The organism is Variovorax sp. GW821-FHT09A10, assembly GCF_059418385.1.
The window spans coordinates 166412-192733 of sequence record NZ_JBWKPT010000009.1 but is presented as its reverse complement, the minus strand read 5'-3'; the positions used below and the strand labels follow the sequence as shown (position 1 = coordinate 192733).

The following is a 26322-nucleotide window of genomic DNA, read 5'->3' as shown; positions in this document are numbered from 1 at the left end:
ATGACCGCACTCGTCATTGCCGAACACGACCACGCCAGCATCAAGCCGGCCACCCTCAACACCGTGACCGCAGCCCTGGCTTGCGGTGGCGACGTCCACGTCCTCGTGGCCGGTGCCAACGCCGCCGAAGCCGCCAAGGCCGCCGCGCAGATCGCCGGTGTGTCCAAGGTGATCGCTGCCGACAGCGCCAGCCTGGCTGAGAACCTCGCCGAGAACGTCGCAGCCCAGGTGCTCGCGATCGCCGGCAACTACAGCCACATCCTGTTCCCCTCGACCGCCAACGGCAAGAACGTCGCCCCGCGCGTGGCCGCCAAGCTCGATGTTGCCCAAATCTCCGACATCACCAAGGTCGACAGCCCGGATACGTTCGAGCGCCCGATCTACGCCGGCAACGCGATCGCCACCGTACAGAGCACTGACGCCATCAAGGTGATCACCGTGCGCACGACCGGCTTCGACGCCGCAGCCGCTACCGGTGGCAGCGCCACCGTTGAAACCGCTGAAGGCGTTGCAGACAGCGGCAAGAGCAGCTTCGTCGGCCGTGAAGTCACGAAGAGCGAGCGTCCTGAACTGACCGCTGCCAAGATCATCGTCTCGGGTGGCCGAGCCCTGGGCAGCGCCGAGAAGTTCACCGAAGTGATGGCCCCGCTGGCCGACAAGCTGAACGCAGGCCTGGGTGCCAGCCGCGCAGCCGTCGACGCAGGCTACGCTCCGAACGACTGGCAAGTGGGCCAGACCGGCAAGATCGTCGCGCCGCAGCTGTACATCGCCGCGGGCATCTCGGGCGCCATCCAGCATCTGGCCGGCATGAAGGACTCGAAGGTCATCGTCGCGATCAACAAGGACGAAGAAGCGCCGATCTTCTCGGTGGCCGACTACGGCCTCGTGGCCGACCTGTTCACGGCCGTGCCGGAACTCGTGACCACGCTGTAAGCGGCTGCGACGATGAAGACCCGCATCACCGAACTGCTCGGCATCCGCTACCCCATCATCCAGGGCGGCATGCAATGGGTGGGCCGCGCCGAGCTGGCCGCGGCCGTGTCGAACGCCGGCGGCCTGGGCATCCTCACGGCACTCACGCAGCCCACGCCCGACGACCTGCGCCAAGAAATCGAGCGCACGCGCACGATGACCGACAAGCCCTTCGGCGTGAACCTCACCATCCTGCCGGCGGTGAAGCCGCCGCCGTACGCCGAGTACGTGCAGGCCATCATCGACAGCGGCGTGAAGATCGTGGAGACCGCGGGCAACAGCCCGAAGGACTTCATCGAGGCCCTGAAGCGCCACGACGTGAAGATCGTCCACAAGTGCACCTCGGTGCGCCACGCGCTCTCGGCCGAGCGCAACGGCGTCGACGCGGTGTCGGTGGACGGCTTCGAATGCGCGGGCCACCCGGGCGAAGACGACGTGCCCGGCCTCGTGCTGCTGCCGGTGGCGGCGCGCAAGCTGCGCATTCCGATCATCGCGTCGGGCGGCATCGCCGACGGCCGCGGCATGGCCGCCGCGCTGGCGCTGGGCGCCGAGGGCATCAACATGGGCACGCGCTTCTGCGTGACCCAGGAAGCGCCGATCCACGACAACATCAAGCAGGCGCTGGTGGCCGCGACCGAGCGCGACACCAAGCTGATGTTCCGCACGCTGCACAACACGGCGCGCGTGTTCCGCAACGCGATCTCCGAAGAAGTGGTGGCCACCGAACGCCGTCCGGGCGGCTGCGAGTTCGAGGACATCCGCCCCTTGGTGGCCGGCGCACGCGGCCGCGCGGCGCTGGAATCGGGCGAGGTGCACAACGGCGTGGTCTCGGCCGGCCAGTGCATCGGGCTGATCGACGACATCCCGACCTGCGCTGAATTGCTCGAACGCATGGTGCGCGAGTGCCGGGAGCATCTGGACCGCGCTCGCAGCTGGATGAACTGAAGCTCTGCCGCGCTCCCGCCGACGGGGCGCATCGCAGAAGCTGCATTTGTTGGCGCTCGCCGAGACTTCGTGCCGCATGAACCGGCCACTTCGCCGGGTTCTTCTCTAGAGTGAATGCCCCTGTCACTCGACACCCCACCAAGGGAAGAAGAAAGGCGCCACACCCCACCCCCTACTGAGATGTTTGAAGGCTGCTTGCCTCGCGGCAGGTCGTCGCTGCGAAAGCAGCGATGCAGATGCGAGGTATCAAAAGGCGACGGCCGAGGTGTTACTAGCACCCCAGCCGTCTAACCAAGTTCGTGCAACTACCTTGGAAGGAACGCACAAAAATGGCTACCAAGACTATAGCCCGGCCTCGCACGCCGGTAGCTCCCGAAGACAACGCCCAAGACCCGGCGGATCTTCTCGAAAACACACTCTCGCAACTCGAAGCGCTCCTGTGGGTCTGCCACGGGGAAGAGATCGACTGGTGCAGCGGTGACGGGCCTCGACAACTGGACAACGTGCTTTGGCTTGCGGCTGATCTCGCTCGCAAGGCTGGAGAGCTGTTTCAACTGAGCGAGAAGGCGCGACGCGCAGCGCTTGAGACCGGCGGTTAGCGGCTGGTCTGCAGGCTGCGTGTTTCGCGGCCCGCCCTGGTGAACAGGTTCTTTGGAGTGCGACGGCTGAAGCCCTTGTGATGGAGGGAATTCGGTTCGATTGAGATGCTTGCGGTGCAGGCCTCGGTGGCAGCCATGCGCTCCATGCGGATCGTCGGCAGACGATGCGAGCATCCGCTTTGCAGCCATTGCCGACATCCCTCGGCCTTGCGCGAATGGGTACTATCGGCCAAGACCGGTCGTACGCCTTCAACCCTCAATCACACTCAAGCATGCTCACAGACATCCTGATTGCATCGACGACCGACGCCCGTGAGGTTCTTTCAGCTGTACCTGGAAGTTGGCCGCGTTTGCAGTTCAATTCATTGGACAACGTGGCGCTGGCTGGCCTTTGGGGCGCTCTTGGGGCGACAACTGAAGCCGCGGAGTTTGAAGGTGAAAAGCACTTGCTCGCTCATGCACCGGAGCGTTGGGTGTTTCAATTTCCGCAGGATTTTGTGCGTAGGTTGTCTTCGCTTCAGCCAGAAGGCATCAAGGACGTAGCCGCAGCATGGGCCCAGCACGAGGAGATTGCTCGAATGGGCGTAAGTGGCCCCGCAATCGAACCCGTCGTGGAAGCGGTCAGCGGATTCGCGAAGCAGGCAGAAAATGGGAACAAGAGCCTGCTCTTGTTCATGTCGCTGTAGCGCGCGACAGCCGCAGTCGGCCAATAGCAGACCTTCCATGACAGCACCCAGTCCACCGTTCATGATGTTCAGTCCCTTGTTGTTGGACGCGCTGAGGGCTTGCCAGTACAGCCCAACGGCGACCTGCAGTTACGACTTGATGGCAGGCGGTCTGATCTGGGATGACGAGCTACCTCCGAGGACGGAATACGGCCTCAACTTGCGAGCATCAGTGCACCTTCGCAAGGTAATTGCCTATCGAGCGTCACTCATGCTGGACGAGCCGAGGACCGACCTGGAGGAAGACTGGATCGAGTTGATGCGCCTTCTTCCTGCGTGGCCTGGCTTCAGACCCGAGCGAGTTGCCGGTGAAGCACAACGCCTTTTGAAGGTGCACAAATACAAAGAGTCAAAAGCGATTCAGCGGCTCGAGAAAGATGGGTTTTGACTTTCTCCTATAGGTCGTCTTGGTGTTCACTGTGGGCGTAGGAGCTGACGACACTGTGGCAGGATGCGGCCAGAAGCAGGCGGCCGCTGCGGCATCTAAATTTGGCCAGAACGCTTATCCATTCAATGTCCAAAGACCACCATGACGGTCTTTCATCACGAAGGTAGGAACCAACCATGGGAATGCTCACCGACTTCTTTGTCGCGTCTGATGAGGATGCAGGCGCATATGAAAGCCGCCTTCTTGCGGATGATGAATCTTCTGAAGATGACCTGCGCTCGTTAGAGCGGGTTGAGCACAAAGGTCTTACCGGAATTGAACTCGGGGCCCTTTGGGCTCTTCTAGCTGATAAGAAATTTTCTTATCCAGAGTTCGGTTTGCAAGTAGGTCCCATGACCGAAGAAAGTGAAGGCATTCTGGAGGCGTTTCCTTCTGACTTCACACGTCGATTGGCGCAGCTTCCCCAGGGTTCAATACCCGGTCTTAGCGCGGGCTGGGCAGATGTCGACGGTGTGCCTCATGAAGCTGATGAGCTGGTGCCGATTCTGCAAGACCTCACACGATTGGCACAAGCGGCGCAAAGCACTGGGAAATCGCTCTACATCTGGTACTCAATCTGAACGCCGGAATCATCTGGCGCTATCGGTCAGAACCGGACACCGAATGAACCTTGAAGAATACTTTGCCGAGTTCAATGCGGCGGTTAATGTGGACGCAGGTTCTGGCATCACAGTGCACGTCGCAGCTGAAATCGCCGCAGGTCATGCGATAGGACTTACCGTCGCGCAGATGCATGCTTTCCTTGCTCGACGTACTCAGATAACGAGCGTTGCCGTCGCCCTGAAGGGCCACTTTCTATCTCCAGAGCAGATTGCCAGGATGGATTTGGCACGGGCTGAAGGTGCGGTCGAGCCCAAGGAAGTAATTCTGAGAGCCTTCACGCCGGAGGAGGTTCGCCCAGACCTCCTGGCCAAAATCTCCGCATAAGAAACAAGGTCTGCTTCGGAGAAGAGTGAACTTCGGCTTAGGGCCCGAAGCGGTCCTTCGATGCGAGAGGTCGACCAACTGCTTTGCAGCGATCGCGGTCTGTCGTGCGTCTGCAATTGACGTCCGCTTCTTGCCAGTGAACTGCCCTTCAACGCGGCTGCTCCGACTACCAGCGGGAAGAAAATCTGGCCACAAAAGCCGGGGCGATTCAGTTCACCCTGTGCTGTTAGCCTTGCATGGTAGGCAGGGCCCCTGCCACGCCAACTCCGGCCATCGTGCCCAATTTTTTAGAAGCGAACTCACCATGACCAGCCCGCTGTACAACGCCTCCGTTCCCGTCATGCAGCAGATGCTGCGCGCCCTGTCCGACGTGCTCAAGAAAGCCGAAGACCAGGCGACGCAAAGAAATATCGATCCCAATGCGCTGCTGCAGGCGCGGCTGTTCCCTGACATGTTTCCGCTGGTACGTCAGGTACAGATCGCCGCAGACTTCTCCAAGGGCATTGCCTCCCGCCTGGCGGGTGCCGAGGTGCCGTCCTGGCCCGACACCGAGGTCAGCTTCGCCGATCTGCAAGCGTTGATCGCCAAAGCTCTGGCCCATATCGGCTCCTTCACGCCTGAGCAATTCGATTCCAGCGAGAGCCGCGAGATCGTGTTGCGCCCCGGCACCCCCAAGGAAAAGAAGCTGACCGCAAGCGCATACCTTCTGCACTATGGACTGCCGCAGTTTTTCTTCCACGTGACCACCACCTATGCCATCTTGCGCCACAACGGTATGGAGATCGGCAAGCGCGACTACATGGGTGCCTACTGACCCAAGACGGACAGGCGTTCGGCCACTGTGGCCACTGCCGCTCGAAGTGCAAGCGTGCACGGCAAGCCCGATGTGTTGACGCGCGACATCGGCACCTCATCGCTGGCACAGGGTTGCGCGGGGCAACTCACCACGGTGCAGGTCGCGCGCTACGACGGCGTGCTGCCACCGATTCGCGCCTTGGAGCCACCAACGGCGGTCCTCCGAGGGGCCTTCATCACCCGATGAAGGCCCCTTGAAGGCGCCGCCCTAGAGCCTGGGCCTGCCGGCACTCGAACGCGGTGTTCAACGGCCAGCGTACGGCAGCGACGAGTGATGCACGACGATGCGCAGCTTGCCGGCACCGTCCTTCACGAAAGTCCATGTCTTGTCGACCGTGGTGACCTTGCCGTCCGGGTCGGTGAACAGCACGTTACCCAGCGTGCTGGCCACGTCGCCGTGGATGAACAAGGCACTGTTGGCAATCTCGCATTTGGTCCAGCCCTTCAGGGCGAAGCCGGTGTCGTTGGGAAACGCAGGGTTGCCGCCCACGAAGTACGCCAGCGCGCCGTCGCGAGCGGTGCGGAAGGTCTGCGGCGATGTCGTGAGCGTCGGCTTGAACAGCACTGCACCCAACTGGTAGGCGTAGGCGCTGTCGATGACCTTCTCGGCCAGCGCCCTGGCGGCCGGCTGCCCTCCGCTGGAATTCGCGGCGCTGATGTCGACCAGCGCCTTGCACCAGGCCTGCTGGGCCCCCAGGACTTCCGCTTCCGTGATGCTCCGGTCGACGACTTTCTCCTTGGCGGCGACCGGCAAGATGGCCCCTGCGATCAGGAGGCTGGCGATGGCGCTGGGAATGAATTTTTTCATTTGGGTCTCCAATTGAAGTAGTTGGATACCGGAGCGGCCGGGTGGGTCGAGCCGAGACCCAAAGTGCATCAGTACGACATGCACAAGGCATGATGCGCCGGCTGATTTGCTCTGAGTAAAAGATGCAAATGAAATGAATGGTTGTGCATTCGCGAGATAGCCAGGCGTGCAGGCCTGTCTCGCAACAGTCTGAAGCGGGCGCACACGAAGGACGGGTATGCAGCGGTTGCCGACATCCCTCGGCCTCGCGCGAGTGGGTACTATCGGCCAAAAACGGCCATACGCTGGATCCACGCCGCCTTCGCCTTTGATGCGAAACCGAAACTATGAAACTCGTACATGTCTTTGCATCGACGGAAAACTTTGCCTCTGAGGCTGACCTGACTAGATTCGTGGGCCCAACGTACACCCCAGATGGGGAGGAAATTCCTTCGAGGTTTGGAAACGAAGTTGGTCTCTCCTCCTATGAGCCGGCCTGCATTGAGTGCATGGTTTCCGATACACCCAGCAAGATTTCTGACTTACTCTCCGGGGTTTCATACGGTCGAAGCTGGGCTCACGCCATTGATGCGGAGGCCTCGTTCTGCGCCGCCGTATGCATCTTCCCGCCGAACCTCGTTGCGACTCCTGAACGAAGCTCAATTCAGTATTTGGGCGCCTACGAATTCGAGGACTGACTGATTCTTCGCGCACAGCAATGCGCTCTTTGCGCTGACAGGTTGCGCGGCTACAGTCGGCCAACTCCAGACATCGAATTCCGGGCTATCGACCGAAAACTTCCAATCACTGCATGGCCAGGTCCAGACCCATCCAATTGCAAAATTCAAAGGTGAGGAAGAGCACGAGGAACGCAGAAGCGACGAACGCCCCGCCCACCTTGATGGATGTCAGTACCACTGCAGCTGTCTTCTGATTCTTGTCCTTCTGTCCCCGTTCGTAATGCCACTTGACGGCTAAATACATGCCCACGCTGAGCACGAGAACCTTGAAGATAACAAAAGAGATAGGGATTGAATTCATGATTGAAGGGATATCAATGGTGAAAGACGGCGAAGTGCCCGAGTGCGGCGATTAGCTCAATAGACCGATGAAGAAAAGGAAATTCAATCAATCAATCAATTTAACGAAACAGTTGCGGTGAGCTAAATGGGCGTCCGCAAGGCGCGTCGAAAAGCACGCAAGACATGGGTCGAAAGGCGGAGCAGTCTGCCTGCACCACAGAAGCACTCTCATCGTGCTGTCGAGTGTTCATCTTCCAGGCTGATACGTACAGAACCAGATCAGCTGAAAATTTTCGTATCAGATGCAAGGAGGCCGGTGGTCGCGCCGGGGCGGGCCGACGCCTGATATGACAATCTCAGGAGCGGTCCAAAATGACCGTATCAGAATGAGATGCCCATGAACCGCTACGAAAAGCTTGCCGACAACATCGCTCAGCGTATTCGCGCGGGTAGCCTGAAGGCGAACGATCGCCTTCCCTCCGTGCGCGAACTGAAGTCGCAAATGGGCATCAGTGCGTCCACCGTGTTCTCTGCTTACTACCTGCTCGAGGCGCAAGGGCTTGTCGAAGCGCGGCAGCGGTCGGGATACTTCGTTCGAGCGGGCGCGGAAATGCCGACCAACGAACTCGCCGCCAGCGAGCCTGTCCTGCGGTCCATGTCGGTCGACGTCTCGTCGCTCGTCTTTCAGGTCCTTGCGCAGGCTCGCGAGCGCGATATGGTCCCGCTCGGCTCGGCCTTTCCGTCGCCAGAGCTGTTTCCCTTCGAACAACTTGCCGCCGGCCTGACGCGAGCGCTCAAGCGGATGGATCCCTGGCAGACCGTCGAAGATTTGTCACCAGGCAACGCCCAATTGCGCCATCAGATCTCCCTGCGTTACGGCAGCGTCGGGATGGATGTTCCTGCGTCTGAACTGGTCATCACCAGCGGGGCGATGGAAGCACTCAATCTTGCGCTCGAATCGGTGACGCAGCCAGGCGACCTCGTGGCGATCGAAACGCCAACCTTTTATGGTGCGTTGCAGGCACTGGAGCGCCGCGGTCTTCGCGCGGTCGAGGTTGAGACGCACCCGCGAACAGGCGTAGATCTCGACTCTCTTGCTCGCGTGATCGACCAGCATCCGGTGAAGGCCTGCTGGTTCATGCCGACCTTCCAGAATCCGATGGGCTGCACCATGAGCGACGCAGCCAAAGAGCAACTGGTCAGCATGCTCGCCACCCGCGCCATACCGCTGATCGAAGACGACGTGTACGGCGAGCTCGCGCATGGGGCTCGGAGACCGCCACCAGTCAAGGCCTGGGACCGGGATGGCTGGGTGCTGCACTGCAGTTCTTTCTCGAAATCCCTGGCACCCGGATATCGCATCGGTTGGGTAGCGGGCGGTCGCTTTGCAGCCACTTTGGGTCGCAACAAGTTGATGAGCTCGCTGGCGACGGCACTCCCTTCGCAACTGGCGTTGCAGGAGTACCTGCAACACAAGAGTTTCGATCGTCACCTGCGCGCCCTGCGGCATTCGCTCAGCCGCCAGCAGGCTGCATGCTTGCGATTTATCGATCGATACTTTCCAACTGGAACGCGGGTCACGCGCCCCGAGGGTGGCTATTTCCTGTGGCTCGCGCTGCCAGAAGGTGTCGACTCGCTCGCACTGCACCAGGACGCTCTTCGGCTCGGCATAGGCGTAGCGCCGGGCCATTTGTTTTCAGCCGACCGCCGATACACCCGGCACCTGCGCATCAACTACGGGTATCTCGGCGACCCGCGCTTGGAAGGGGCTATCAGGAGTCTTGGAGATCTCGCCAACGCGCAGCTGAAATCTACAACAGGAAAATCGGGGCCCATCTTCGAGGAACGTTCGTCGAGACCCTAGTTTGCGTCCATGCAGGTCGAGGTCCGCCGCCTTCGACTGACTCTCAACGTCACGCGTGCCGCTTCTGTCCAGTCGCGGCTTAAAGAACCCGCAGCACCTCAAACTGCTGTCGGATTGGCGCGACCTGTATCGACACCTCATCACCCTCGCATTTGCCCAGCATTGCCCTACCCAAAGGGGCTTCGCTGCTGATGACCTGAACAAGCTGAGTGCCGCTGACCAACGTCATGCTGCCCCCATCCGGGCCGAGAAAGAGCTGTTGCTGCTTGTCGTCGGAATCGACCAGGCAGACCAACGCGCCGAGCCGTATTCCTATGCTGGCGTCGTAGGGACGCGGGCGGAATTGGCGCCAATTGGCCATCGCCTGGCGTATGGCTTCGGCGCGCCGAGCTTGGCCGGTGGCCAGGTAGGCGGCTTCGAGTCCCAATGTGTCGTATTTGTTTTCGGCGATGTTCTCTTCGTGAGTCGCCGTTTCATGGGCTGCCCGCACTGCCTGTTCGGCTTGCAGCAGGTCTTCGGCGAGCCGTTTCAGCACCTGCTGTTGCAGCAAGAATTTATCCATGACGAAAGGTCGGTATCTCGAACAAGCGGGGGCAGGTTTTGATTATGAGGGGCTCCAGAAGCCTTCGACGCTTCTGTTGGCTGCAGGTTAACTTCAGCAATGGGCCCTAACCCGACTTCTGCGTCGCTCCGAAGCGGCCCTTCAAACTGACTACTGCAGCTCAGAAGCGAACGGTGGAAAGCCACGCCGCGAATGAATCCGCCACGTGCTCGACGGTCCCGTCGTCGTGGTTCCACAGCACGACGCCAGGTTCATCCAAATCCAGCGTCGACCATCCGTACAGGTCGCCACATCCGTTGTCGGCAAATGGGACGATTGGGGCGGCACCCGCGTGGCGCTTTACCTCATCAATCTCCGATGGCCTCAAAACACGGTGACGGATGCGAAGTTCGCCGAGCCCTCCGAAGGCGATGAACTCGCGGTAGCTCGTCGGAAACGAGCGGCCGAGCGTTGCTTCTGCCTCACGTATCTCTTGGTCGAGTACGGCGGGGACGTCCTCGTCGCGTGCGGTCTTGCCGCTTTTCAATAGTGCTTCAATCTCTGTCACGTGTCGCACTCCGATGTCGTGTCCTGGCCGAATCGCGTCATGGTAGCTTCAGCAGAATGCATCCCACGTCTCGCGCACTCATTTTGAAGCTCTGGTCGGCTCGACCCCAGGAAATTCGATATGTGCCCGCTGCCGAAGGCGCCCTCAGCTTCTTCGACAAGGAGTTCGGCCCAATTCCAGAAGACTTTCGCTGGTTCCTCACGGAGTGCGGTGGCGGCGTCGTCGGCAGCGAATGGGTCGACGACATCGAGCATCTTGCTGCCTCGCACAGGAAGTTTGAGCAGGAACGAGGCGCCGGCTACTGGCACTCGAACATGTTTGTCATCGGATGGGACGGAGGGGGTCAGCCTTTCGGGCTTGACCCAATGACTCAGGCGGTCGTCGTTGAAGCTGACGGAGAGATACGGACGCTGTCACCTTCCATTGAGCACTTCCTGCTTCGCGGGCTGGCCGAATGACTGTTGCTGGCCGTCAGTTGTCGTGTGGGCCGAGGCGACCGCGGCTTTGGTACTCGAGCATGTTGCGCATCTGAGGAGTCATCTTTGCGTCTCGCGCTACTGCCCAGAATTTCGCTTCACCAACCAGAGGTTCAATGGCTTCAAGCAGCCCCCTTGCGGCATTGACCTCCCCGCTGCCCAGCCATTCGCGGAGCAGGTCCAGGACATTCTCGACTGGCAACTGCGATGACTTTGCGAGCGACAGGCAGAACGCGAAGTTTCTTGGCCAGAGCGCACGCAGGAATACGACTCGCTCCGGAACGGGCACTTCGCGCAGCCACCTTCGCAAGTCTGTCTCAGTCTTGGCCAATCCGGGACGCTTGACGAACTGTTCAGGGCGAAAGGGCGGTGTTGTCAGGGAGTTCTCCCGCTTGATGGTTGGCCTGGACCAGGATTCGGAACCAGCTTCGAAGGTCCGCTACCGGGCAAATTCTGCATCGGCACCGAACGGCTGGTCCTGGCCGGGTCCGGCCCCCCACGGTTCGGCTGATTGTGCCGCGTGCACCGGGACCTAAGCAGCCCGAGACGGAGGGAAAGCGCCTCATTGAAGTACAGTGCCCCCGCTTTCCAAGTGTGGAAAGTTCTGACTCACAAATGACTTCACGAAGTCGCCGGGTACAGCTTGGTGGCCCTGCACCTTCGCCGCTTCGATGTAGCCGCGCCAGAACGAGCGCATTTTCTCGGGAACCGTATCGACGAAGTTCATCTGTGCCGCCACCAACTCTTGCCACGACCCGCTCGCACTCAAGGTTTGGCGGAGCTTGGGTTCAAGAGCCGCCAGGGTTTCTCGTTGGTCGTCGCCGAGCTCCCCAATCGCGTCCAGGATGTAGCAGTCCAAGAGCCTTAGAAATGGGTTGTCGTCGTATCTATTCATGATATTTAGCCCGGCGTTGCCAATGACTGGTTCTGGCCGTCAGCGCTCGTTCATCCAGGTCGTGCGCACCGCACGACAAGCGGTGCAGTACCAAACGCTCACACGTGCAGGCATATTCATGCGGCCCTCTGTCGACACGGGATCAGCGGCTGCATGCGGAAACGTGTCTCGCCTCGCATCGAGGTATGTCTGGCTGACGTCGATGTATCCATCGAGCACCTCGACGACTTCGGACTGCAGCAAACCATCGTGCAGCTCGCAGATCCTCAACGCGTCTGCGAGCTGCGTAACGTCCATCTGGTATTCGGGATGGGCTACGAAAAACTTCTTGAGTTCGACCTCTTGCCAGTATCGGAGTCGCGGTGTGGTTCCAGCCGCTACGAATCGGCGATACCTTTCCTCGCCGAGCTCCGTGCGGAACGCTGCTCGGAACAGAACATGGTCAATCGGATTCATGCTGGTGAGTCAAAGCGGCTGGTGGAATCTACGGGGTGGCCTGTAAGCTGCCGGCGGCAACCGACTGCTCTGGAGCAAATTCTGCCTCTACGCCAAGTAACTACTTCTGACCGAATGCGGTCAGGCGTCAACCTAGCTATGAAGCGAAGCGCCACCCGTCCGACTGCGGATTACCTCGCGACTGAGATCGTCTTCGGCGATCAACTGAGCATTTCTTTGGGCAATGCCGTCGAGGAAAGTGCGAAGTCCATACAACTCACTAATTGACCTCTCGAGTTCACGCAAACTGAAGCTTGAGAAATCAACGTTCAGTTCGTCGAAAGATTCGTTGATCGAATTCAGTGACTCGTGGTCTGCCTCGAACTGGCGCAGCCAAACTTGCCTGGCGCCGGAGTGATACATACCCGTTGCGGCGGCCACGGCATCCCGCGATTTCTTGGCCCGAGCGAGAAGATCGCCGACGCTATCGATTTTCTGAAAGACGTCTGTCGCAGCCTTCACAAGTTCCAGACGAAGCTCAAGTGCCTTGATCTCACCGGTTCGCCTCAGACTGAAGTACCCCATGATCGAACCAGCAATACCCGCGATAGCGCCGATGACACCAGTTAGGGCGCCTACGTAAGACAGCATCTCTGTGTTGCTCATGTTCACCCCCAAGGTCATCGCTGCATTTTTTGTCGCATTTTGCTGGTACAGCGCACGACTGGTTGTGGCCGATGGTACCCGTCCGACCAGCGCCATCGAACATCAACAACCAGTCTGAAGCGGACACTGCACGCAGTCATACCGAAGTCGACCGCGACCGACACCAGCCCTTCGGACGTCTGCTTGTCCACTGCCTGTCTCTCACAAGAGCTCAGTGGTACCCCCCGCACATCCATCTGCAATCCACCGCAGCGGTCGAACCGCCAACGCCACAGCCGCACTCATCGTGCGCAGGACATCGGGTGCTCCCCGCAGCGAAATCAAGGAGGAGCCGAAGGCGGGGGACATTCGCGGAGGGGAGTACCCGGTGTCCTGTGCACGCACCCCGAAGGCCCCCGACCAAAGCCGTCAACACACCGCCACAGCTAAGGAAACCCCCGATATATGAATGGTCATTGACCCCCTAGCATCGAGCGCTGCTCGCCTGTCAAGGTGTACGGATCGCGTCCCGGCGTCCGCCCGGTGACTTGGCGCCTGCCTCAGCTGCCCTTTCCTGCGATGACAACTCCTCCCGAGTCCGGCCCCACGCTGGACGCCGCCAGTCCCCTCCCCCCCGACATCGAAGCCGCCGACGAACCCACCAAGGCTCCCCTCGCCATCGAAGACTGGCTCACGGTCCTCATCATGGGCGCGCTGGCGCTCATCACGTTTGCCAACGTCATCGTGCGCTACTTCACCGACTCGTCCTTCGCGTGGACGGAGGAGTTCTCGGTGTTCCTCATGATCATGCTGGCGCTGGTGGCCGGCTCGGCTGCCGTGGCGCGCGACCGGCACATCCGCATCGAGTATTTCTCGGAAAGCGGCTCCATGGCGCGGCGCAAGCGCCTGGCGCAGTTCGGCGCGCTGATGATCGCCATCCTGTTCGCGCTGATCGGCGCGCTCAGCATCCGCATGGTCTGGGACGACTACCGCTTCGAGGAAACCACGCCCGGCATCGGCCTGCCCGCCTGGTGGTATTCGATCTGGCTGCCCATCGTGTCGTTCGCGATCGCGGGGCGCGCCATCGGCCTGATGGTGCGGCGCGGGCGCAAGACCAACTACAAGTCTGACGACAACAACAGCAAGAAGGGCGACGCCAAGTGATCGCCACCCTGCTCTTCGTCGCCTTCGTCGTGATGATGCTGGTGGGCGTGCCCATCGGCGCCGCGCTCGGCCTGGCGGGCGCGGCCTGCATCGCGCTGGCCAACGCCGACGCCCAGTGGTTCGGCCTGCTGGCCGTGCCGCAGAACTTCTACGCCGGCCTGGGCAAGTACCCGCTGCTGGCGATTCCGATGTTCGTGCTGGTCGGCTCCATCTTCGACCGCTCGGGCGTGGCGCTGCGCCTGGTCAACTTCGCCATCGCCATCGTGGGCCGCGGCCCCGGCATGCTGCCGCTGGTGGCGATTGCGGTGGCGATGTTCCTGGGCGGCATCTCGGGCTCGGGCCCGGCCAACGCCGCCGCCGTGGGCGCGGTGATGATCGCGGCCATGAGCCGTGCCGGCTATCCGGCCGCGTACTCGGCCAGCGTGGTGGGCGCCGCGGCGGCCACCGACATCCTGATTCCGCCCTCGGTCGCGTTCATCGTGTACTCGGTGCTGGTGCCCGGCGCCTCGGTGCCGGCGCTGTTCGCGGCCGGCATGATCCCCGGCATCATGGCCGGCCTGGCGCTGATGATTCCGGCCGTGTGGCTGGCGCGCAAGCACAAGATGGGCGCGCTCGAATCGACGCTGCCGCGCCCGCCGTTCTGGAAGAGCTTTCGCGAAGCGATCTGGGGCCTGGCGGCGCCGGTGCTGATTCTGGGCGGCATGCGCGCGGGCTGGTTCACGCCGACCGAGGCGGCCGTGGTCGCCGTGTTCTACGGCCTGTTCGTGGGCATGTGCATCCACCGGACGATCAAGGTGCGCGACCTGTTCGTGATCTTGCGCGAGTCGGGCGAGCTGTCGGCGGTGATCCTGCTGGTGGTGTCGCTGGCGGGCATCTTCGCGTACTCGCTGTCCACGCTCGGCGTCATCGATCCGGTCACGCGCGCCATCGTGAATTCGGGGCTGGGCGAGTACGGCATCCTGGCGCTGCTGATCCTGCTGCTGATCACGGTGGGCATGTTCCTGGACGGCGTGTCGATCTTCCTGATCTTCGTGCCGCTGTTGCTGCCCATCGTGCAGCACTACAAGTGGGACCCGGTGTGGTTCGGCGTGATCCTCACGCTGAAGGTGGCGCTGGGCCAGTTCACGCCGCCGCTGGCGGTCAACCTCATGGTCTCGTGCCGCATCGCCAAGGTGCGCATGGAAGAAACCGTGCAGTGGGTGGGCTGGATGCTGTTCTCGATGTTCGTGGTGATGGTGCTGGTGATCGCCTTCCCCGAACTCGCGCTCTGGCTGCCGCGCAAGCTGGGCTACTGATTTTTTTCGATCCATCGACAGACAAAGAGGAGACCTCTCTCATGAAATTCCGCCGCACCCTGCTGGGCCTTGCCGCCGTCGCCGCCACGCTCGGCCTGTTCTCGACCGGCGCGATGGCGCAGGCCACCTACAAGCCCGAGTACAAGATGTCGCTGGTGCTGGGCCCGCCCACGCCGTGGGGCCAGGCCGGCAAGATCTGGGCGGACCTCGTGAAGGAGCGCACCCAGGGCCGCATCAACATCAAGCTGTACCCGGGCGTGTCGCTGATCCAGGGCGACCAGACGCGCGAGTTCAGCGCGCTGCGCCAGGGCGTGATCGACATGGCCGTGGGCTCGACCATCAACTGGTCGCCGCAAGTGAAGCAGCTCAACCTGTTCTCGATGCCCTTCCTGATGCCCGACTATGCGGCCATCGACGCGCTCACGCAGGGCGAGGTGGGCAAGGACATGTTCAAGACGCTCGACAAGGCCGGCGTGGTGCCGCTCGCCTGGGGCGAGAACGGCTTCCGCGAAATCACCAACTCGAAGAAGCCGATCAAGTCGCCGGCCGACATCAAGGGCATGAAGATCCGCGTGGTGGGCTCGCCCATCTACTCCGACATGCTCACCGCGCTGGGTGCCAACCCCACGCAGATGAGCTGGGCCGACGCGCAGCCCGCGCTCGCCAGCGGCGCGGTCGACGGCCAGGAGAACCCGCTGTTCCTGTTCACCGTGCTCAAGATGCACACGGTGGGCCAGAAGTTCGTCACCACCTGGGGCTATGTGGCCGACCCGCTGGTGTTCGTCGTGAACAAGGAAATCTGGGCCTCGTGGACGCCGGCCGACCAGGCCATCGTGCGCCAGGCCGCGCTCGACGCCGGCAAGCAGGAAATCGCCATCGCGCGCAAGGGCCTGGTCGAAGCCGACAAGCCGGTGCTGAAAGACATCGCGGCCATGGGCGTGACGGTGACCAACCTCACGCCGGCCGAGCGCGACGCCTTTGTGAAGGCCACGCGCCCGGTGTACGACAAGTGGAAGTCGACCGTCGGCGTCGACCTGGTGGCCAAGGCCGAGAAGGCCATCGCCGCACGCGCGAAGTAAGCCGCGCATCGCCGTCGGTGGATCGGGGCGGCATGACAATGTCGCCATGCACACCCTGATCATCGACACGGACCCCGGCGCGGACGACGTGATCGCGCTGCTGTTCGCCCTGGCGGCGCCCGAATCGCTGGCGATTCAGGCGCTGACCACGGTGGCGGGCAATGTTCCCCTGGCCAAGACCTCGCGCAACGCGCGCCTGGCCTGCGAATGGGCCGGACGGCCGGAGCTTCCGGTCTACGCGGGCGCCGAGCGGCCCCTGCAGCGCACACCGATCTACGCCGCCAACATCCACGGCCGCGAAGGCCTCACCGGCGTGGCCGTGCACGAGCCCGCCGTGCCGCTGGCCGAAGGCCATGCCGTCGACTACCTCGTGCGCACGCTGCGCGCCGCGCCCGAGCACAGCGTGACGCTCGCCATGCTCGGCCCGCAGACCAACCTCGCGCTGGCGCTCGAGCAGGCGCCCGACATCGTGCGCGGCCTGCGCGAGCTGGTGCTCATGGCCGGCGCGCATTTCAACGGCGGCAACATCACGCCGGTGGCGGAGTTCAACGTGTTCGCCGATCCGCATGCGGCCGAGGCGGTGCTGAAAAGTGGCGTGCCGATCACCATGCTGCCGCTGGACGTGACGCACAAGATCCTCACGAGCGAGGCGCGCATCGCGCGGCTGCGCCAGCTGGGCAACCGCGCGGGCGCGATCGTCGCCGACATCCTCGACGCCTACGCGCCGCAGGAGATGGCCCACTACGGCATGCCGGGCGGCCCGGTGCACGACGCCACCGTGACGGCCTACCTGCTGCGTCCCGACCTGTTCCAGGGCCGCCGCATCCACGTCGAGATCGACAGCCGCGAAGGCATGGGCTTCGGCCAGACCGTGGCCGACTGGCACGGCAGCCTGAAGCGGCCCGCGAACGTGCACTGGGTCATCGACGGCGATGCGCAGGGGTTCTTCGATCTGCTGACGGAGCACATCGCACGGCTGCCCTGAACAAGGCGCTCCCATGAAAAAAGCCACGCTGCGGACAGCGTGGCTTTTTGTTTGGAGCGCGGCAGCGGATCAGTGCTGCAGGATCTTGTTCAAGAAGTCCTTGGTGCGCGGCTGACGGTTTTCCGGGTGGTTGAAGAACTCGTCCTTCGGGCAGTCCTCGAGGATCTTGCCGCCCACGTCGATGAAGATCACGCGGCTCGCGACCTTGCGGGCGAAGGCCATTTCGTGCGTGACCACCATCATGGTCATGCCTTCCTTGGCCAGGCTCACCATCACGTCGAGCACTTCGCCGACCATCTCGGGGTCGAGCGCCGAGGTGGGTTCGTCGAACAGCATCACGATCGGGTCCATCGACAGCGCACGGGCGATCGCCACGCGCTGCTGCTGGCCGCCCGACAGCTGGCCGGGGAACTTGTCCTTGTGCGCCATCAGGCCCACGCGGTCGAGCATCTTCAGGCCGCGGGTCTTGGCTTCGTCGGGCGTGCGGCCCAGCACCTTGATCTGCGCGATCGTGAGGTTCTCGGTCACCGACAGGTGCGGGAACAGCTCGAAGTGCTGGAACACCATGCCGACCTTGGAGCGCAGCTTGGGCAGGTTGGTCTTGGGGTCGTGCAGCGGAATGCCGTTGACGGTGATCTCGCCCTTCTGGAAGGGCTCGAGCGCGTTCACGGTCTTGATGAGCGTGGACTTGCCGGAACCCGACGGGCCGCACACCACCACCACGTCGCCCTTGGAGATGTTCACCGAGCAGTCGTTGAGCACCTGCACCGGGCCGTACCACTTGGAGACGTTCTTGATTTCAATCATTTTTTCGGACATTTGTTTCTCTCCGGTTCAGTTCAGCCAACTCGATCAGCGAATGATGGCGATTTTCTTGTGCAGGCGTTTCACCAGCCAGGAAAGGGCGTAGCACATGGCGAAGTACACGACCGCCGCCAGCAGGTAGGCCTCGATCGGACGGCCGAAGTTCTTGCCCGCCGTTTCAAAGCCCTTGAGCATGTCGTAGGCACCGATGGCGTAGACCAGCGAGGTGTCCTGGAACAGGATGATGGTCTGCGTGAGCAGCACCGGCAGCATGTTGCGGAAGGCCTGCGGCAGCACCACGAGGCGCATGTTCTGGCCGTAGGTCATGCCCACCGCCTGGCCCGCGTTCACCTGGCCGCGCGGGATCGACTGGATGCCCGCGCGCATGATCTCGCTGAAGTACGCCGCTTCGAACGCCACGAAGGTGATCACCGCCGAGATTTCCGAGCGGTAGTTCGAGCCGAGCGAACCGAACAGCGAATAGAACGACGCCGGCACGAGCAGGAAGAACCACAGGATCACCATCACCAGCGGGATGCTTCGCATGCCGTTGACGTAGATGGCCGCGGGCGTATCGAGCCACTTCTTGCCCGACAGGCGCATGAGCGCCAGGATCGTGCCGAAGATCACGCCGCCGATCGTGGCCACCACCGTCAGCATGATGCTGAAGTAGAAGCCCTTGATGACGAAGTTGCTGATGACGTCCCAGTTGTAGAAGGACAGGTCGAGATTCATCATGTCAGTGTCCTCCGCCGCCGCTGGCCGAGACGATGAAGCCCGGCACGCGGGTCTTCTTCTCGATGAACGCCATGAGGCGGTTGATGATGAGCGCTGACACCACGTAGCACGCCGTCACCGCCAGGTAGACCTCGATGCCGCGCGAGGTTTCTTCCTGCGCCTGCATGGCGAACATGGTGAGTTCGGTGACCGACACGGCGAACGCGACGGACGAATTTTTGAAGATGTTCATCGTCTCGCTCGTGAGCGGCGGGATGATGATGCGGTAGGCCATCGGCAGGATCACGTAGCGGTAGTACTGCGGCGTGGTGAAACCCACCGCCATGCCCGCATAACGCTGGCCCTTGGGCAGCGCCTGGATGCCGGAGCGCACCTGCTCGGCGATACGCGCCGAAGTGAAGAAGCCCAGCGCCAGCACCACGAGGATGAAGCTCGGCACGCCCTTCATCACGGGGATGAGCGCCGGAATCACGTGGTACCAGAGGAAGATCTGAACCAGCAGCGGGATGTTGCGAAAGAGCTCCACCCATGCATTGCCGAAGCGCACGAGCCACGGACTGTCGGGCAGCGTGCGGATGATGCCGATCAGCGAGCCGAGCACCAGCGCGACGATCAGCGCCAGCAGCGCGACCGACACCGTCCAGCCCCAGGCCGAGAGCATCCATTGCAGGTAGCTCGGATATTCCCCCCCGGGGTCTTGCAGGAAGACCTGCCAATCCCAGTTTCCCATGTGTGTTTACTCCTTCAGCTTCTTTTCGAAAAACCGTCCCTTGAAAAGAAACGCCCACCGTGAAAGGTGGGCGTCCATTCACGCAGCGACGCGCGCTTATTCCTTGGTGACGTACTCTTCGGCGGGCTTGTCGTTCGGGTTGGCCCACGCGTTCTTGGTGGCTTCGCCCAGCGGCAGGTTGATGGTCACGTTGGCCGGGGGAATCGGCTTGAGGAACCACTTGTCATACAGCTTGGCGAGTTCGCCCGACTTGGCCTGTGCCTTGATGCTGTCGTCCACGGCCTTCTTGAAAGCCGGGTCGTCCTTGCGGATCATGATGGCGATGGGTTCCACGGCCAGCACGTCGTTCAGGATCTTGTAGTCCTTGGGCGACTTCGACTTGGCGGCCAGGGCAGCCAGGATCGAGCCGTCCATCACGAAGGCGTCGGCACGGCCGGTTTCCAGCAGCAGGAAGCTGTCGGAGTGGTCCTTGCCGTAGACCTCCTTGAAGGTCAGGTTCTCGGCACGCTTTTGCTTGCGCACGGTCTGCAGCGGCGTGGTGCCGGTGGTGGTGGCGACCGTCTTGTCCTTCAGGTCGGCCAGCGAGTTGATGCCCGAGTTGGCCTTGACGACGATCTTGGTTTCTTCGACGTAGGTGGTCACGCCGAAAGCCACGTCCTTCTGGCGGGTGGCGTTGTTGGTGGTCGAGCCGCACTCGATGTCCACGGTGCCGTTCTGCACCAGGGGGATGCGGTTCTGCGAAGTCACGGGCTGGTACTTGACTTCGAGCTTCTTGCCGGCGGCCTTCTCCAGGTCCTTGATGATGTTGGCGCAGACGTCGTAATGGAAGCCGGTGTACTGGCCATTGCCGAGCGTGTACGAAAGGCCGGAGGACTCACGCACGCCTTCGGTGATGGTGCCCGAGGCCTTGATCTTGGCCAGGGTGTCATTGGCCTGCGCGAAGGCGCCGCTGGTGGCGAGCGCTGCGACAGCCAATGCCAATACTTGTTTTTTCATACGAAAAGCTCCTGAGGGTGACTGAAACAAATAGAACGAAATTCTAGACACTCGCATTTTGCGGGATACCCGGACCAACCCGGTGCATTCCACGGGCATCGCCGCCCGCCTCGCACCGGCCGCGCCCATCGAAGCGCCAGCCTGGTGCAATCCAGACATTTCGCATTGTCCGACTTTCGCTAAGCAGCCTTTGTGCCCGCGTGGGGGCGGCTGTGTGCGTGGCGCAAGCAGCGACCGGCGATCCCCGGCGTGCAACGGCCGAAAAAAACTGCCGCGACTGTAGTGGCGGCGCGGCCTCGCCGCCAATGCTGATTGCGGGGGGCCGTATGCGTGGTGCTTATAGATTGTGCAGTGCACAAATCTACCCGCCGTTCACGCTCGTTCAGTGCGGCGGCTGGGTCCCGACGAGGTACGACCAGAGCGCGTCGGCCGTGCGCTTGGGCTGCATGCTTTCCGACAACCCGGCCCGTGCCGCCGACCGGCTGGCGCCGGCCTTCACCGGAACCGGCGCGCTGGGCCGCTCGCGGTAGGCACGGATCTCCATCTTGGCCTCGAGGCTGTCGATCTCGGGCGGCAGCGCACTCACGAGCTTGCGCGCCTTGATCTCCTTGCGCACCGCGCTCTGCGGCAGGAAGGCGATGCCGTGGCCTTCGAGCGCCATCACCTTCAGGCCTTCGGCCATGTCGGTCTCGTAGACGCGGTCGAGGTGGATGGCGGTGCCCGACTCTTTCAGCAGCTGGTCGACCACGCGCCCGAGGTAGGCGCCCGGCGCATAGCCCAGGTAGGGCAGCGGCTGGCCCGGGCGGCCCGGCAGCCGGTAGCGCGGCGCACCTTCGGCATCGGCCTTGACCCAGGGGGCGACGGTTTCCTCGCCCAGGCTGACCATCTCGTACTTGTTGGCGTCCAGCTGCAGCGGCTGCGAGGGGTGGTGGTAGGCAATGAGCAGGTCGCAGCTGCCCTCGACCAGCCGCAGCACCGCGTCATGCACGTTGAGCGCAATGAGCCGGCTCTTGATGGGCCCGAAGTGCTCGCGCAGGCTGGTGACCCACGAGGGAAAGAAGGTGAAGGCCAGCGTGTGCGGCACGGCGATCTCGATCACGTCCTGGCCGGCGGCCGAGTGCCCGCGCAGCATGGCGCGCGTGCTCTGCAGCGACTGCAGCATCTCGATGGCCTGGCTGTACAGCGTCTGGCCCGCGGGCGTGAGGCGCGTGGGGTAGGAGCTGCGGTCGACCAGGTCGGTGCCGGCCCATCCCTCGAGCGCCTGGATGCGCCGCGAGAACGCCGGCTGCGTCACGTGCCTCAACTGGGCCGAGCGGCTGAAGCTGCGGGTTTCCGCCAAGCTGATGAAGTCTTCGAGCCACTTTGTTTCCATACGCGGCGATTATGCGAGCGCCGCGCCATACTGGGCGCCCCCTCCTTTTCCCGCATGCGCCATGCCTTTCGACGACCTGCCTGACCTCAGCGCCACCGAACTTTCGCGCAAGATCGCGGCCCGCGACGTGTCCTGCCGCGAGGTGATGCAGGCGTCGCTCGCCCGCATCGACGCGCTCAATCCGCGCTTCAACGCCATCGTCTCCCTGCGCGACCCCGCCCAGCTGCTGGCCGAGGCCGACGAACGCGACGCCGAGCTGGCGCGCGGTGAACGGCGCGGCTGGATGCACGGCTTTCCGCTGGCCGTGAAAGACCTGAGCCACGCCGCCGGCTTGCCGACCTCGATGGGCTCGCCGCTGTCGCCGCGCTCGCCCGCGCGCACCGACAGCCTGCATGTGGCGCGGATGCGCGCGGCCGGCGCCGTGGTCATCGGCAAGACCAACACGCCCGAGTTCGGGCTCGGCTCGCACACCTACAACACGGTGTTCGGCGTCACGCGCAACGCCTACGCGCCCGATCGCAGCGCGGGCGGCAGCAGCGGCGGCGCGGCCGTGGCGCTGGCCCTGGGCATGCTGCCCGTGGCCGACGGCAGCGACATGATGGGATCGCTGCGCAACCCCGCCGCCTTCAACAACGTGATCGGCCTGCGCCCCTCGCGCGGCCGCGTGCCCGGCGACCCGGAGCAGGAACTCTTCTTCCAGCAGCTGGGCTGCGAAGGCCCGATGGGCCGCACCGTGGAAGACACGGCCCGGCTGCTGGCCGTGCAGGCGGGTTTCGACACGCGCGTGCCGCTGTCGTCGCCGCACGCCCTGCCCTCGCCCGACGACCTGCAGCTGGACGGCGACGGCCGCGGCCTGCGCATCGGCTGGCTCGGCAGCCTCTGGCCCGAGCTGCCGCTGGCGCCGGGCGTGCGCGAACTCGGCGAGCAGGCGCTCGACACCTTCCGCACCATCGGCTGCGAGGTCGAGCCCTGCACGCTCGACGTGCCGCGCGAGCACAACTGGAGCGCCTGGCTGCGCCTGCGCCAGTTGCTGGTGGGCGGCAAGCTTGGCGCCTACCTGAGCGACCCGAAGCTGTTCGCGCAGCTCAAGCCCGAGGCGCAATGGGAGATCGAGCAGAGCCGGCACCTGGACGCCGCCTCGCTGTACCAGGCCTCGCACTACCGCTCGAACGTGTACCGCGCGTTCCTGAAGCTCTTCGAGCGCTTCGACTTCGTGGTCGCGCCGACGGCGCAGGTGTTCCCGTTCGACGCCGAGCTGCACTGGCCGGCCGAGGTGAACGGCGTGAAGAGCGACACCTACCACCGCTGGATGGAGATCGTCACGCCCTTCACGCTGGCGGGCCTGCCCACGCTCAACGTGCGCGCGGGCTTCGGCGACGGCGGGCTGCCGATGGGCCTGCAGCTGGCCGGGCCGATCCATGCGGACCTCGACGTGCTGCGGCTGGGGCATGCCTACGATCAGGCTTGCGGCTGGGCGGCGCACCGCCCCTCTGCATTGGCTTGACTCCCTCCCCTTCCGGGGGAGGGCGGGGGTGGGGGCACGCGGCGCATCCATCGGGCGCCCTGCCCGCCCCCATCCCAACCTTCCCCCAGAGGGGGAAGGAGCAAGACACTCAGATCGGCGTCACGACGCCGCGCCCCGCGAAGTGCCCTTGGGCGTTCGCGAGGAAGTGGTCCACCGACTTCTGCGTGGCCTCGGGCGACCAGCCCGCCATGTGCGGCGTGAGCAGCACGTTGTCCAGGCCGATGAGCGGCTCGGGGCGCTTGGGCTCGCTCTCGTACACGTCCAGGCCCGCGCCCGCGATGCGGTGTTCGCGCAGCGCCTTCGCCAGCGCCTCGGTGTCGACCACGCTGCCGCGGCCGATGCTCACGAGATAACCCTGCGGCCCCAGCGCGTCGAGCACCTCGGCGTTGACCAGGTGCTTCGTGGCCGGCCCGCCCGGCGCGGCCAGCACCAGGAAGTCGGCCCAGGTGGCGAGCGACTTCAGGTCGTCGAAATAGCGGTGCGTGGCACCTTCGCGCGGCTTGCGGTTGTGATAGCCGATGGCCATGTCGAAGGCGGCGGCGCGCTTGGCGATCTTCTGGCCGATGGTGCCCAGCCCCAGGATGCCGAGCTTCTTGCCCGACACGTTCGGCGGCTGCGGAATGGCTTCGCGCCACACGCCTTCGCGGCACAGCCGGTCGAGCGTGCGGAACTCGCGCACGATGCTGATGAGCAGGCCGAAAGCGTGGTCGGCCACGCAGTCGTCGTTGGTGCCCGCGCCGTTGGCGGTGGCGATGCCGCGTGCGCGCGTGACCTCGAGCGGCACGCCTTCATAGCCCGCGCCCATGCAGCAGACCAGCTCGAGCGCCGGCATGGCGTCGATCTCGGCGGGCGTGAGGCCGATGACGCCGATGGTCAGCACCGCGCGGAACTTGGCGCCGTGCTCGGCGATGGCGGCGGCGCGCTGCGCGTCGCCGAAGGCGTAGGTCATGTCGTAGACCTCGGCAATCTGGGCCTGGTGGGCGCTCGAGAGGCTGTTGAGCACCAGCAGGGGAATCTTGGTCGACACGTCTGAACTCCTGGGGTCGGTGAAAAGAAAGAAGGGGTGAATGATCGGGCTAGAGCATCGGCACTGCTTCGCTCTTCTGCAAAGCCCACATCTGCGCGTAGCGGCCCTGCTGCGCGAGCAGATCGGCATGCGTGCCGCGCTCGACGATCACGCCCGATTCGAGCACCAGGATCTCGTGCGCTTCGACCACGGTCGAGAGGCGGTGCGCAATGACCAGCGTGGTCTTGCCCTGCGCGGCGCTGCGCAGCTCGGACTGGATCGCGCGTTCGTTGGCCGAGTCGAGCGCCGAGGTGGCCTCGTCGAAGATCACGATCGGCGGGTTCTTCAACAGCGTGCGCGCGATGGCCACGCGCTGCTTCTCGCCGCCCGAGAGCTTCAGGCCGCGCTCGCCCACCGTCGTCTCGTAGCCCTTGGGCGTGGCCGAGATGAAGTCGTGGATGCGCGCAGCGCGTGCGGCGCCCTCGACCTCGTCGCGCGTGGCGCCGGGGCGCCCGTAGGCGATGTTGTATTCGACCGTGTCGTTGAACAGCACCGTGTCCTGCGGCACGATGCCGATGGCGCGGCGCACGCTGGACTGCTGCACGGCGCGGATGTCTTCGCCGCCGATGGTGATGCGGCCTTGCTGCACGTCGTAGAAGCGGTACAAGAGGCGCGCCAGCGTCGACTTGCCCGAGCCCGAGGGACCGACCACGGCCACCGTCTTGCCGGAAGGAATCTCGAAGCTCACGTGCTTGAGGATCGGGCGATCGGGCTCGTAGGCGAAGCTCACGTCCTCGAAGCGGATGGTCGAGTCGACGCCCGCCAGCGGCTGCGCACCGGGCGCGTCGCGCACCTCGCGCTCCTTCTCCATCAGCACGAACATCTTGTCCAGGTCGGTCAGGCTCTGCTTGATCTCGCGGTAGATCACGCCCAAAAAGTTGAGCGGAATATAGAGCTGGATCATGAAGGCGTTGACCATCACCAGGTCGCCCAGCGTCATGCGCCCTTCGACCACGCCCGAGGTGGCGCGCCACAGCATCAGCACCAGGCTCACGGCGATCAGCAGCTGCTGGCCGGTGTTGAGCATGCTCAGCGTGCGCTGGCTCTTGATGGCGGCCTTGCGGTAGCGGTCGAGGCTGGCGTCGTAGCGCTTCGCCTCGAAGTCTTCGTTGTTGAAGTACTTGACCGTTTCGTAGTTCAGCAGCGAATCGACCGCGCGGCTTTGCGCCATCGAGTCGAGCTCGTTCATGGTCTTGCGGAACTGTGTGCGCCACTCGGTCACCGTCACGGTGAAGGTGATGTACAGCACCAGCGCCACGCCCGTGATCCACACGAACAGCGCGTCGAACTTCACGCCCAATATGGTGAGCACCAGCGCCAGCTCGATGATGGTCGGCACGATGCTGTACAGCGACATCGAGATGAGCGAATGCACGCCGCGCGTGCCGCGCTCGATGTCGCGCGTCATGCCGCCGGTCTGGCGCTCCAGGTGAAAGCGCAGGCTCAGCGAGTGCAGGTGGCCGAACACCTCCAGCGCGATCTGCCGCGCCGTGCCTTCAGTGGCCTTGGCGAAGATCAGCTCGCGCAGCTCGCCGAAGAGCGCCGTGGAAAAGCGCAGCAGTCCGTAGGCCAGCAGCAGCCCGATCGGCACGATGAGCAGCGCCTGCGCCATGTCGGGCTTGGGCGTCATCGTGTCGATGAGGTTCTTCAGAAGCACCGGCACGCCCACGTTGGCCACCTTGGCGCCCACCATGAAAGCCAGCGCGGCCATCACGCGCCATTTGTACTGCCAGAGATAGGGAAAGAGGCGGCGCAGGGTCGCCCAGTCGGAACGGTCGGAGCGCGCGGGCGGGTGGCCGCCAGGCGCATGGGGAGAGGAGGAAAGGGCTTCGCCGCTTCGGCGCATGGGGGACAATCGTGGGTG

32 protein-coding genes are annotated in these 26322 nt (G+C 63.4%); 17 read left to right on the top strand and 15 right to left on the bottom strand.

Annotated elements, in window-relative coordinates; translation table 11 throughout:
* The 9 genes from AC07Q9_RS26730 (at nt 1) to AC07Q9_RS26690 (ending at nt 5658) form a co-directional block, all read left to right on the top strand.
* Complete coding sequence (locus tag AC07Q9_RS26730) at nt 1-933, top strand: electron transfer flavoprotein subunit alpha/FixB family protein (protein WP_495312382.1); 933 nt, start codon at nt 1-3, stop codon at nt 931-933.
* 12 nt (nt 934-945) lie between these two features.
* Nucleotides 946-1917, top strand: a complete 972-nt coding sequence (locus tag AC07Q9_RS26725; protein WP_307635938.1) for an NAD(P)H-dependent flavin oxidoreductase — start codon at nt 946-948, stop codon at nt 1915-1917.
* 329 nt (nt 1918-2246) lie between these two features.
* Nucleotides 2247-2516, top strand: coding sequence for a hypothetical protein (locus AC07Q9_RS26720; protein WP_495312381.1), 270 nt, complete (start codon nt 2247-2249; stop codon nt 2514-2516).
* A gap of 272 nt (nt 2517-2788) precedes the next feature.
* A complete protein-coding gene (locus AC07Q9_RS26715) occupies nt 2789-3202 on the top strand; it encodes a hypothetical protein (protein WP_495312380.1) in 414 nt (137 codons plus the stop codon).
* Nucleotides 3203-3239: 37 nt separating this feature from the next.
* Nucleotides 3240-3629: a hypothetical protein gene (locus AC07Q9_RS26710; RefSeq protein WP_495312379.1), complete on the top strand. Its 390-nt coding sequence runs from the start codon at nt 3240-3242 to the stop codon at nt 3627-3629.
* A gap of 176 nt (nt 3630-3805) precedes the next feature.
* Nucleotides 3806-4249: a hypothetical protein gene (locus AC07Q9_RS26705; protein WP_159278622.1), complete on the top strand. Its 444-nt coding sequence runs from the start codon at nt 3806-3808 to the stop codon at nt 4247-4249.
* A gap of 43 nt (nt 4250-4292) precedes the next feature.
* Nucleotides 4293-4616, top strand: coding sequence for a hypothetical protein (locus tag AC07Q9_RS26700; protein WP_495312378.1), 324 nt, complete (start codon nt 4293-4295; stop codon nt 4614-4616).
* A 304-nt stretch (nt 4617-4920) separates the two neighbouring features.
* Nucleotides 4921-5430, top strand: coding sequence for a DUF1993 domain-containing protein (locus tag AC07Q9_RS26695; RefSeq protein ID WP_369644801.1), 510 nt, complete (start codon nt 4921-4923; stop codon nt 5428-5430).
* Nucleotides 5431-5484: 54 nt separating this feature from the next.
* Nucleotides 5485-5658, top strand: a complete 174-nt coding sequence (locus AC07Q9_RS26690; RefSeq protein ID WP_495312377.1) for a hypothetical protein — start codon at nt 5485-5487, stop codon at nt 5656-5658.
* A gap of 57 nt (nt 5659-5715) precedes the next feature.
* Here AC07Q9_RS26690 and AC07Q9_RS26685 read toward each other — a convergent pair whose 3' ends face one another.
* A complete protein-coding gene (locus tag AC07Q9_RS26685) occupies nt 5716-6279 on the bottom strand; it encodes a metal-independent carbonic anhydrase family protein (protein WP_495312376.1) in 564 nt (187 codons plus the stop codon).
* Between the two features lie 326 nt (nt 6280-6605).
* Here AC07Q9_RS26685 and AC07Q9_RS26680 point away from each other — a divergent pair, with 326 nt between their 5' ends.
* Complete coding sequence (locus tag AC07Q9_RS26680) at nt 6606-6956, top strand: immunity 22 family protein (RefSeq protein WP_495312375.1); 351 nt, start codon at nt 6606-6608, stop codon at nt 6954-6956.
* 106 nt (nt 6957-7062) lie between these two features.
* Here the strand turns inward: AC07Q9_RS26680 and AC07Q9_RS26675 are convergent, their stop codons facing one another.
* A complete protein-coding gene (locus tag AC07Q9_RS26675) occupies nt 7063-7299 on the bottom strand; it encodes a hypothetical protein (protein ID WP_062471033.1) in 237 nt (78 codons plus the stop codon).
* 378 nt (nt 7300-7677) lie between these two features.
* On the opposite strand from AC07Q9_RS26675, the gene AC07Q9_RS26670 reads away from it, so the two are divergent.
* Nucleotides 7678-9144 (top strand): aminotransferase-like domain-containing protein, encoded by a 1467-nt coding sequence (locus tag AC07Q9_RS26670; protein WP_495312374.1) that lies wholly within the window; start codon nt 7678-7680, stop codon nt 9142-9144.
* Nucleotides 9145-9223: 79 nt separating this feature from the next.
* On the opposite strand, the gene AC07Q9_RS26665 is transcribed toward AC07Q9_RS26670, so the two are convergent.
* Together AC07Q9_RS26665 and AC07Q9_RS26660 are read right to left on the bottom strand one after the other, a co-directional pair.
* Nucleotides 9224-9706 carry a GreA/GreB family elongation factor gene (locus tag AC07Q9_RS26665; RefSeq protein ID WP_495312373.1) on the bottom strand — a complete coding sequence of 161 codons (483 nt, stop codon included), beginning with the start codon at nt 9704-9706 and terminating at the stop codon, nt 9224-9226.
* 160 nt (nt 9707-9866) lie between these two features.
* Entirely contained in the window at nt 9867-10253 is a 387-nt protein-coding gene (locus tag AC07Q9_RS26660; protein WP_495312372.1) for an SMI1/KNR4 family protein, read from the bottom strand.
* Between the two features lie 122 nt (nt 10254-10375).
* Between AC07Q9_RS26660 and AC07Q9_RS26655 the strand changes: the two genes are divergently transcribed.
* Nucleotides 10376-10711 (top strand): SMI1/KNR4 family protein, encoded by a 336-nt coding sequence (locus tag AC07Q9_RS26655; RefSeq protein ID WP_495312371.1) that lies wholly within the window; start codon nt 10376-10378, stop codon nt 10709-10711.
* Between the two features lie 13 nt (nt 10712-10724).
* Here the strand turns inward: AC07Q9_RS26655 and AC07Q9_RS26650 are convergent, their stop codons facing one another.
* The 4 genes from AC07Q9_RS26650 to AC07Q9_RS26635 form a co-directional block, all read right to left on the bottom strand.
* Complete coding sequence (locus tag AC07Q9_RS26650; protein WP_495312370.1) at nt 10725-11039, bottom strand: hypothetical protein; 315 nt, start codon at nt 11037-11039, stop codon at nt 10725-10727.
* A 252-nt stretch (nt 11040-11291) separates the two neighbouring features.
* Nucleotides 11292-11624, bottom strand: coding sequence for a hypothetical protein (locus AC07Q9_RS26645; protein WP_495312369.1), 333 nt, complete (start codon nt 11622-11624; stop codon nt 11292-11294).
* A gap of 39 nt (nt 11625-11663) precedes the next feature.
* Nucleotides 11664-12080, bottom strand: a complete 417-nt coding sequence (locus AC07Q9_RS26640; RefSeq protein ID WP_495312368.1) for a hypothetical protein — start codon at nt 12078-12080, stop codon at nt 11664-11666.
* A 132-nt stretch (nt 12081-12212) separates the two neighbouring features.
* Entirely contained in the window at nt 12213-12821 is a 609-nt protein-coding gene (locus tag AC07Q9_RS26635) for a hypothetical protein (RefSeq protein WP_495312367.1), read from the bottom strand.
* Nucleotides 12822-13283: 462 nt separating this feature from the next.
* On the opposite strand from AC07Q9_RS26635, the gene AC07Q9_RS26630 reads away from it, so the two are divergent.
* From AC07Q9_RS26630 to AC07Q9_RS26615, 4 genes are read left to right on the top strand one after another with little or no spacing between them, the layout of a single operon-like run.
* On the top strand, nt 13284-13868 hold the full coding sequence (locus AC07Q9_RS26630) for a TRAP transporter small permease (RefSeq protein WP_495312366.1): 585 nt from the start codon (nt 13284-13286) through the stop codon (nt 13866-13868).
* On the top strand, nt 13865-15163 hold the full coding sequence (locus AC07Q9_RS26625) for a TRAP transporter large permease (RefSeq protein WP_495312365.1): 1299 nt from the start codon (nt 13865-13867) through the stop codon (nt 15161-15163). The genes AC07Q9_RS26630 and AC07Q9_RS26625 overlap by 4 nt, the downstream gene beginning before the upstream one ends.
* A gap of 41 nt (nt 15164-15204) precedes the next feature.
* A complete protein-coding gene (locus AC07Q9_RS26620; RefSeq protein ID WP_062471046.1) occupies nt 15205-16242 on the top strand; it encodes a DctP family TRAP transporter solute-binding subunit in 1038 nt (345 codons plus the stop codon).
* A 46-nt stretch (nt 16243-16288) separates the two neighbouring features.
* Nucleotides 16289-17227, top strand: coding sequence for a nucleoside hydrolase (locus AC07Q9_RS26615; protein WP_495312364.1), 939 nt, complete (start codon nt 16289-16291; stop codon nt 17225-17227).
* A gap of 69 nt (nt 17228-17296) precedes the next feature.
* Here the strand turns inward: AC07Q9_RS26615 and AC07Q9_RS26610 are convergent, their stop codons facing one another.
* The 5 genes from AC07Q9_RS26610 to AC07Q9_RS26590 all read right to left on the bottom strand — a co-directional run bounded on the left by AC07Q9_RS26610 (nt 17297) and on the right by AC07Q9_RS26590 (nt 21867).
* Complete coding sequence (locus tag AC07Q9_RS26610; protein WP_056576214.1) at nt 17297-18034, bottom strand: amino acid ABC transporter ATP-binding protein; 738 nt, start codon at nt 18032-18034, stop codon at nt 17297-17299.
* Between the two features lie 45 nt (nt 18035-18079).
* Complete coding sequence (locus AC07Q9_RS26605; RefSeq protein WP_495312363.1) at nt 18080-18769, bottom strand: amino acid ABC transporter permease; 690 nt, start codon at nt 18767-18769, stop codon at nt 18080-18082.
* A gap of 1 nt (nt 18770) precedes the next feature.
* Entirely contained in the window at nt 18771-19499 is a 729-nt protein-coding gene (locus tag AC07Q9_RS26600; protein ID WP_492679104.1) for an amino acid ABC transporter permease, read from the bottom strand.
* A 96-nt stretch (nt 19500-19595) separates the two neighbouring features.
* Nucleotides 19596-20495 carry an amino acid ABC transporter substrate-binding protein gene (locus tag AC07Q9_RS26595; protein WP_062471058.1) on the bottom strand — a complete coding sequence of 300 codons (900 nt, stop codon included), beginning with the start codon at nt 20493-20495 and terminating at the stop codon, nt 19596-19598.
* Between the two features lie 382 nt (nt 20496-20877).
* Nucleotides 20878-21867 carry a LysR substrate-binding domain-containing protein gene (locus AC07Q9_RS26590; RefSeq protein WP_153280726.1) on the bottom strand — a complete coding sequence of 330 codons (990 nt, stop codon included), beginning with the start codon at nt 21865-21867 and terminating at the stop codon, nt 20878-20880.
* 61 nt (nt 21868-21928) lie between these two features.
* Here AC07Q9_RS26590 and AC07Q9_RS26585 point away from each other — a divergent pair, with 61 nt between their 5' ends.
* Complete coding sequence (locus AC07Q9_RS26585) at nt 21929-23371, top strand: amidase (protein WP_495312362.1); 1443 nt, start codon at nt 21929-21931, stop codon at nt 23369-23371.
* 109 nt (nt 23372-23480) lie between these two features.
* Here AC07Q9_RS26585 and AC07Q9_RS26580 read toward each other — a convergent pair whose 3' ends face one another.
* Nucleotides 23481-24419, bottom strand: coding sequence for a 2-hydroxyacid dehydrogenase (locus tag AC07Q9_RS26580; protein ID WP_495312361.1), 939 nt, complete (start codon nt 24417-24419; stop codon nt 23481-23483).
* Nucleotides 24420-24468: 49 nt separating this feature from the next.
* Nucleotides 24469-26304, bottom strand: coding sequence for an ABCB family ABC transporter ATP-binding protein/permease (locus AC07Q9_RS26575; RefSeq protein WP_495312360.1), 1836 nt, complete (start codon nt 26302-26304; stop codon nt 24469-24471).
* Nucleotides 26305-26322 lie beyond the last annotated feature (18 nt).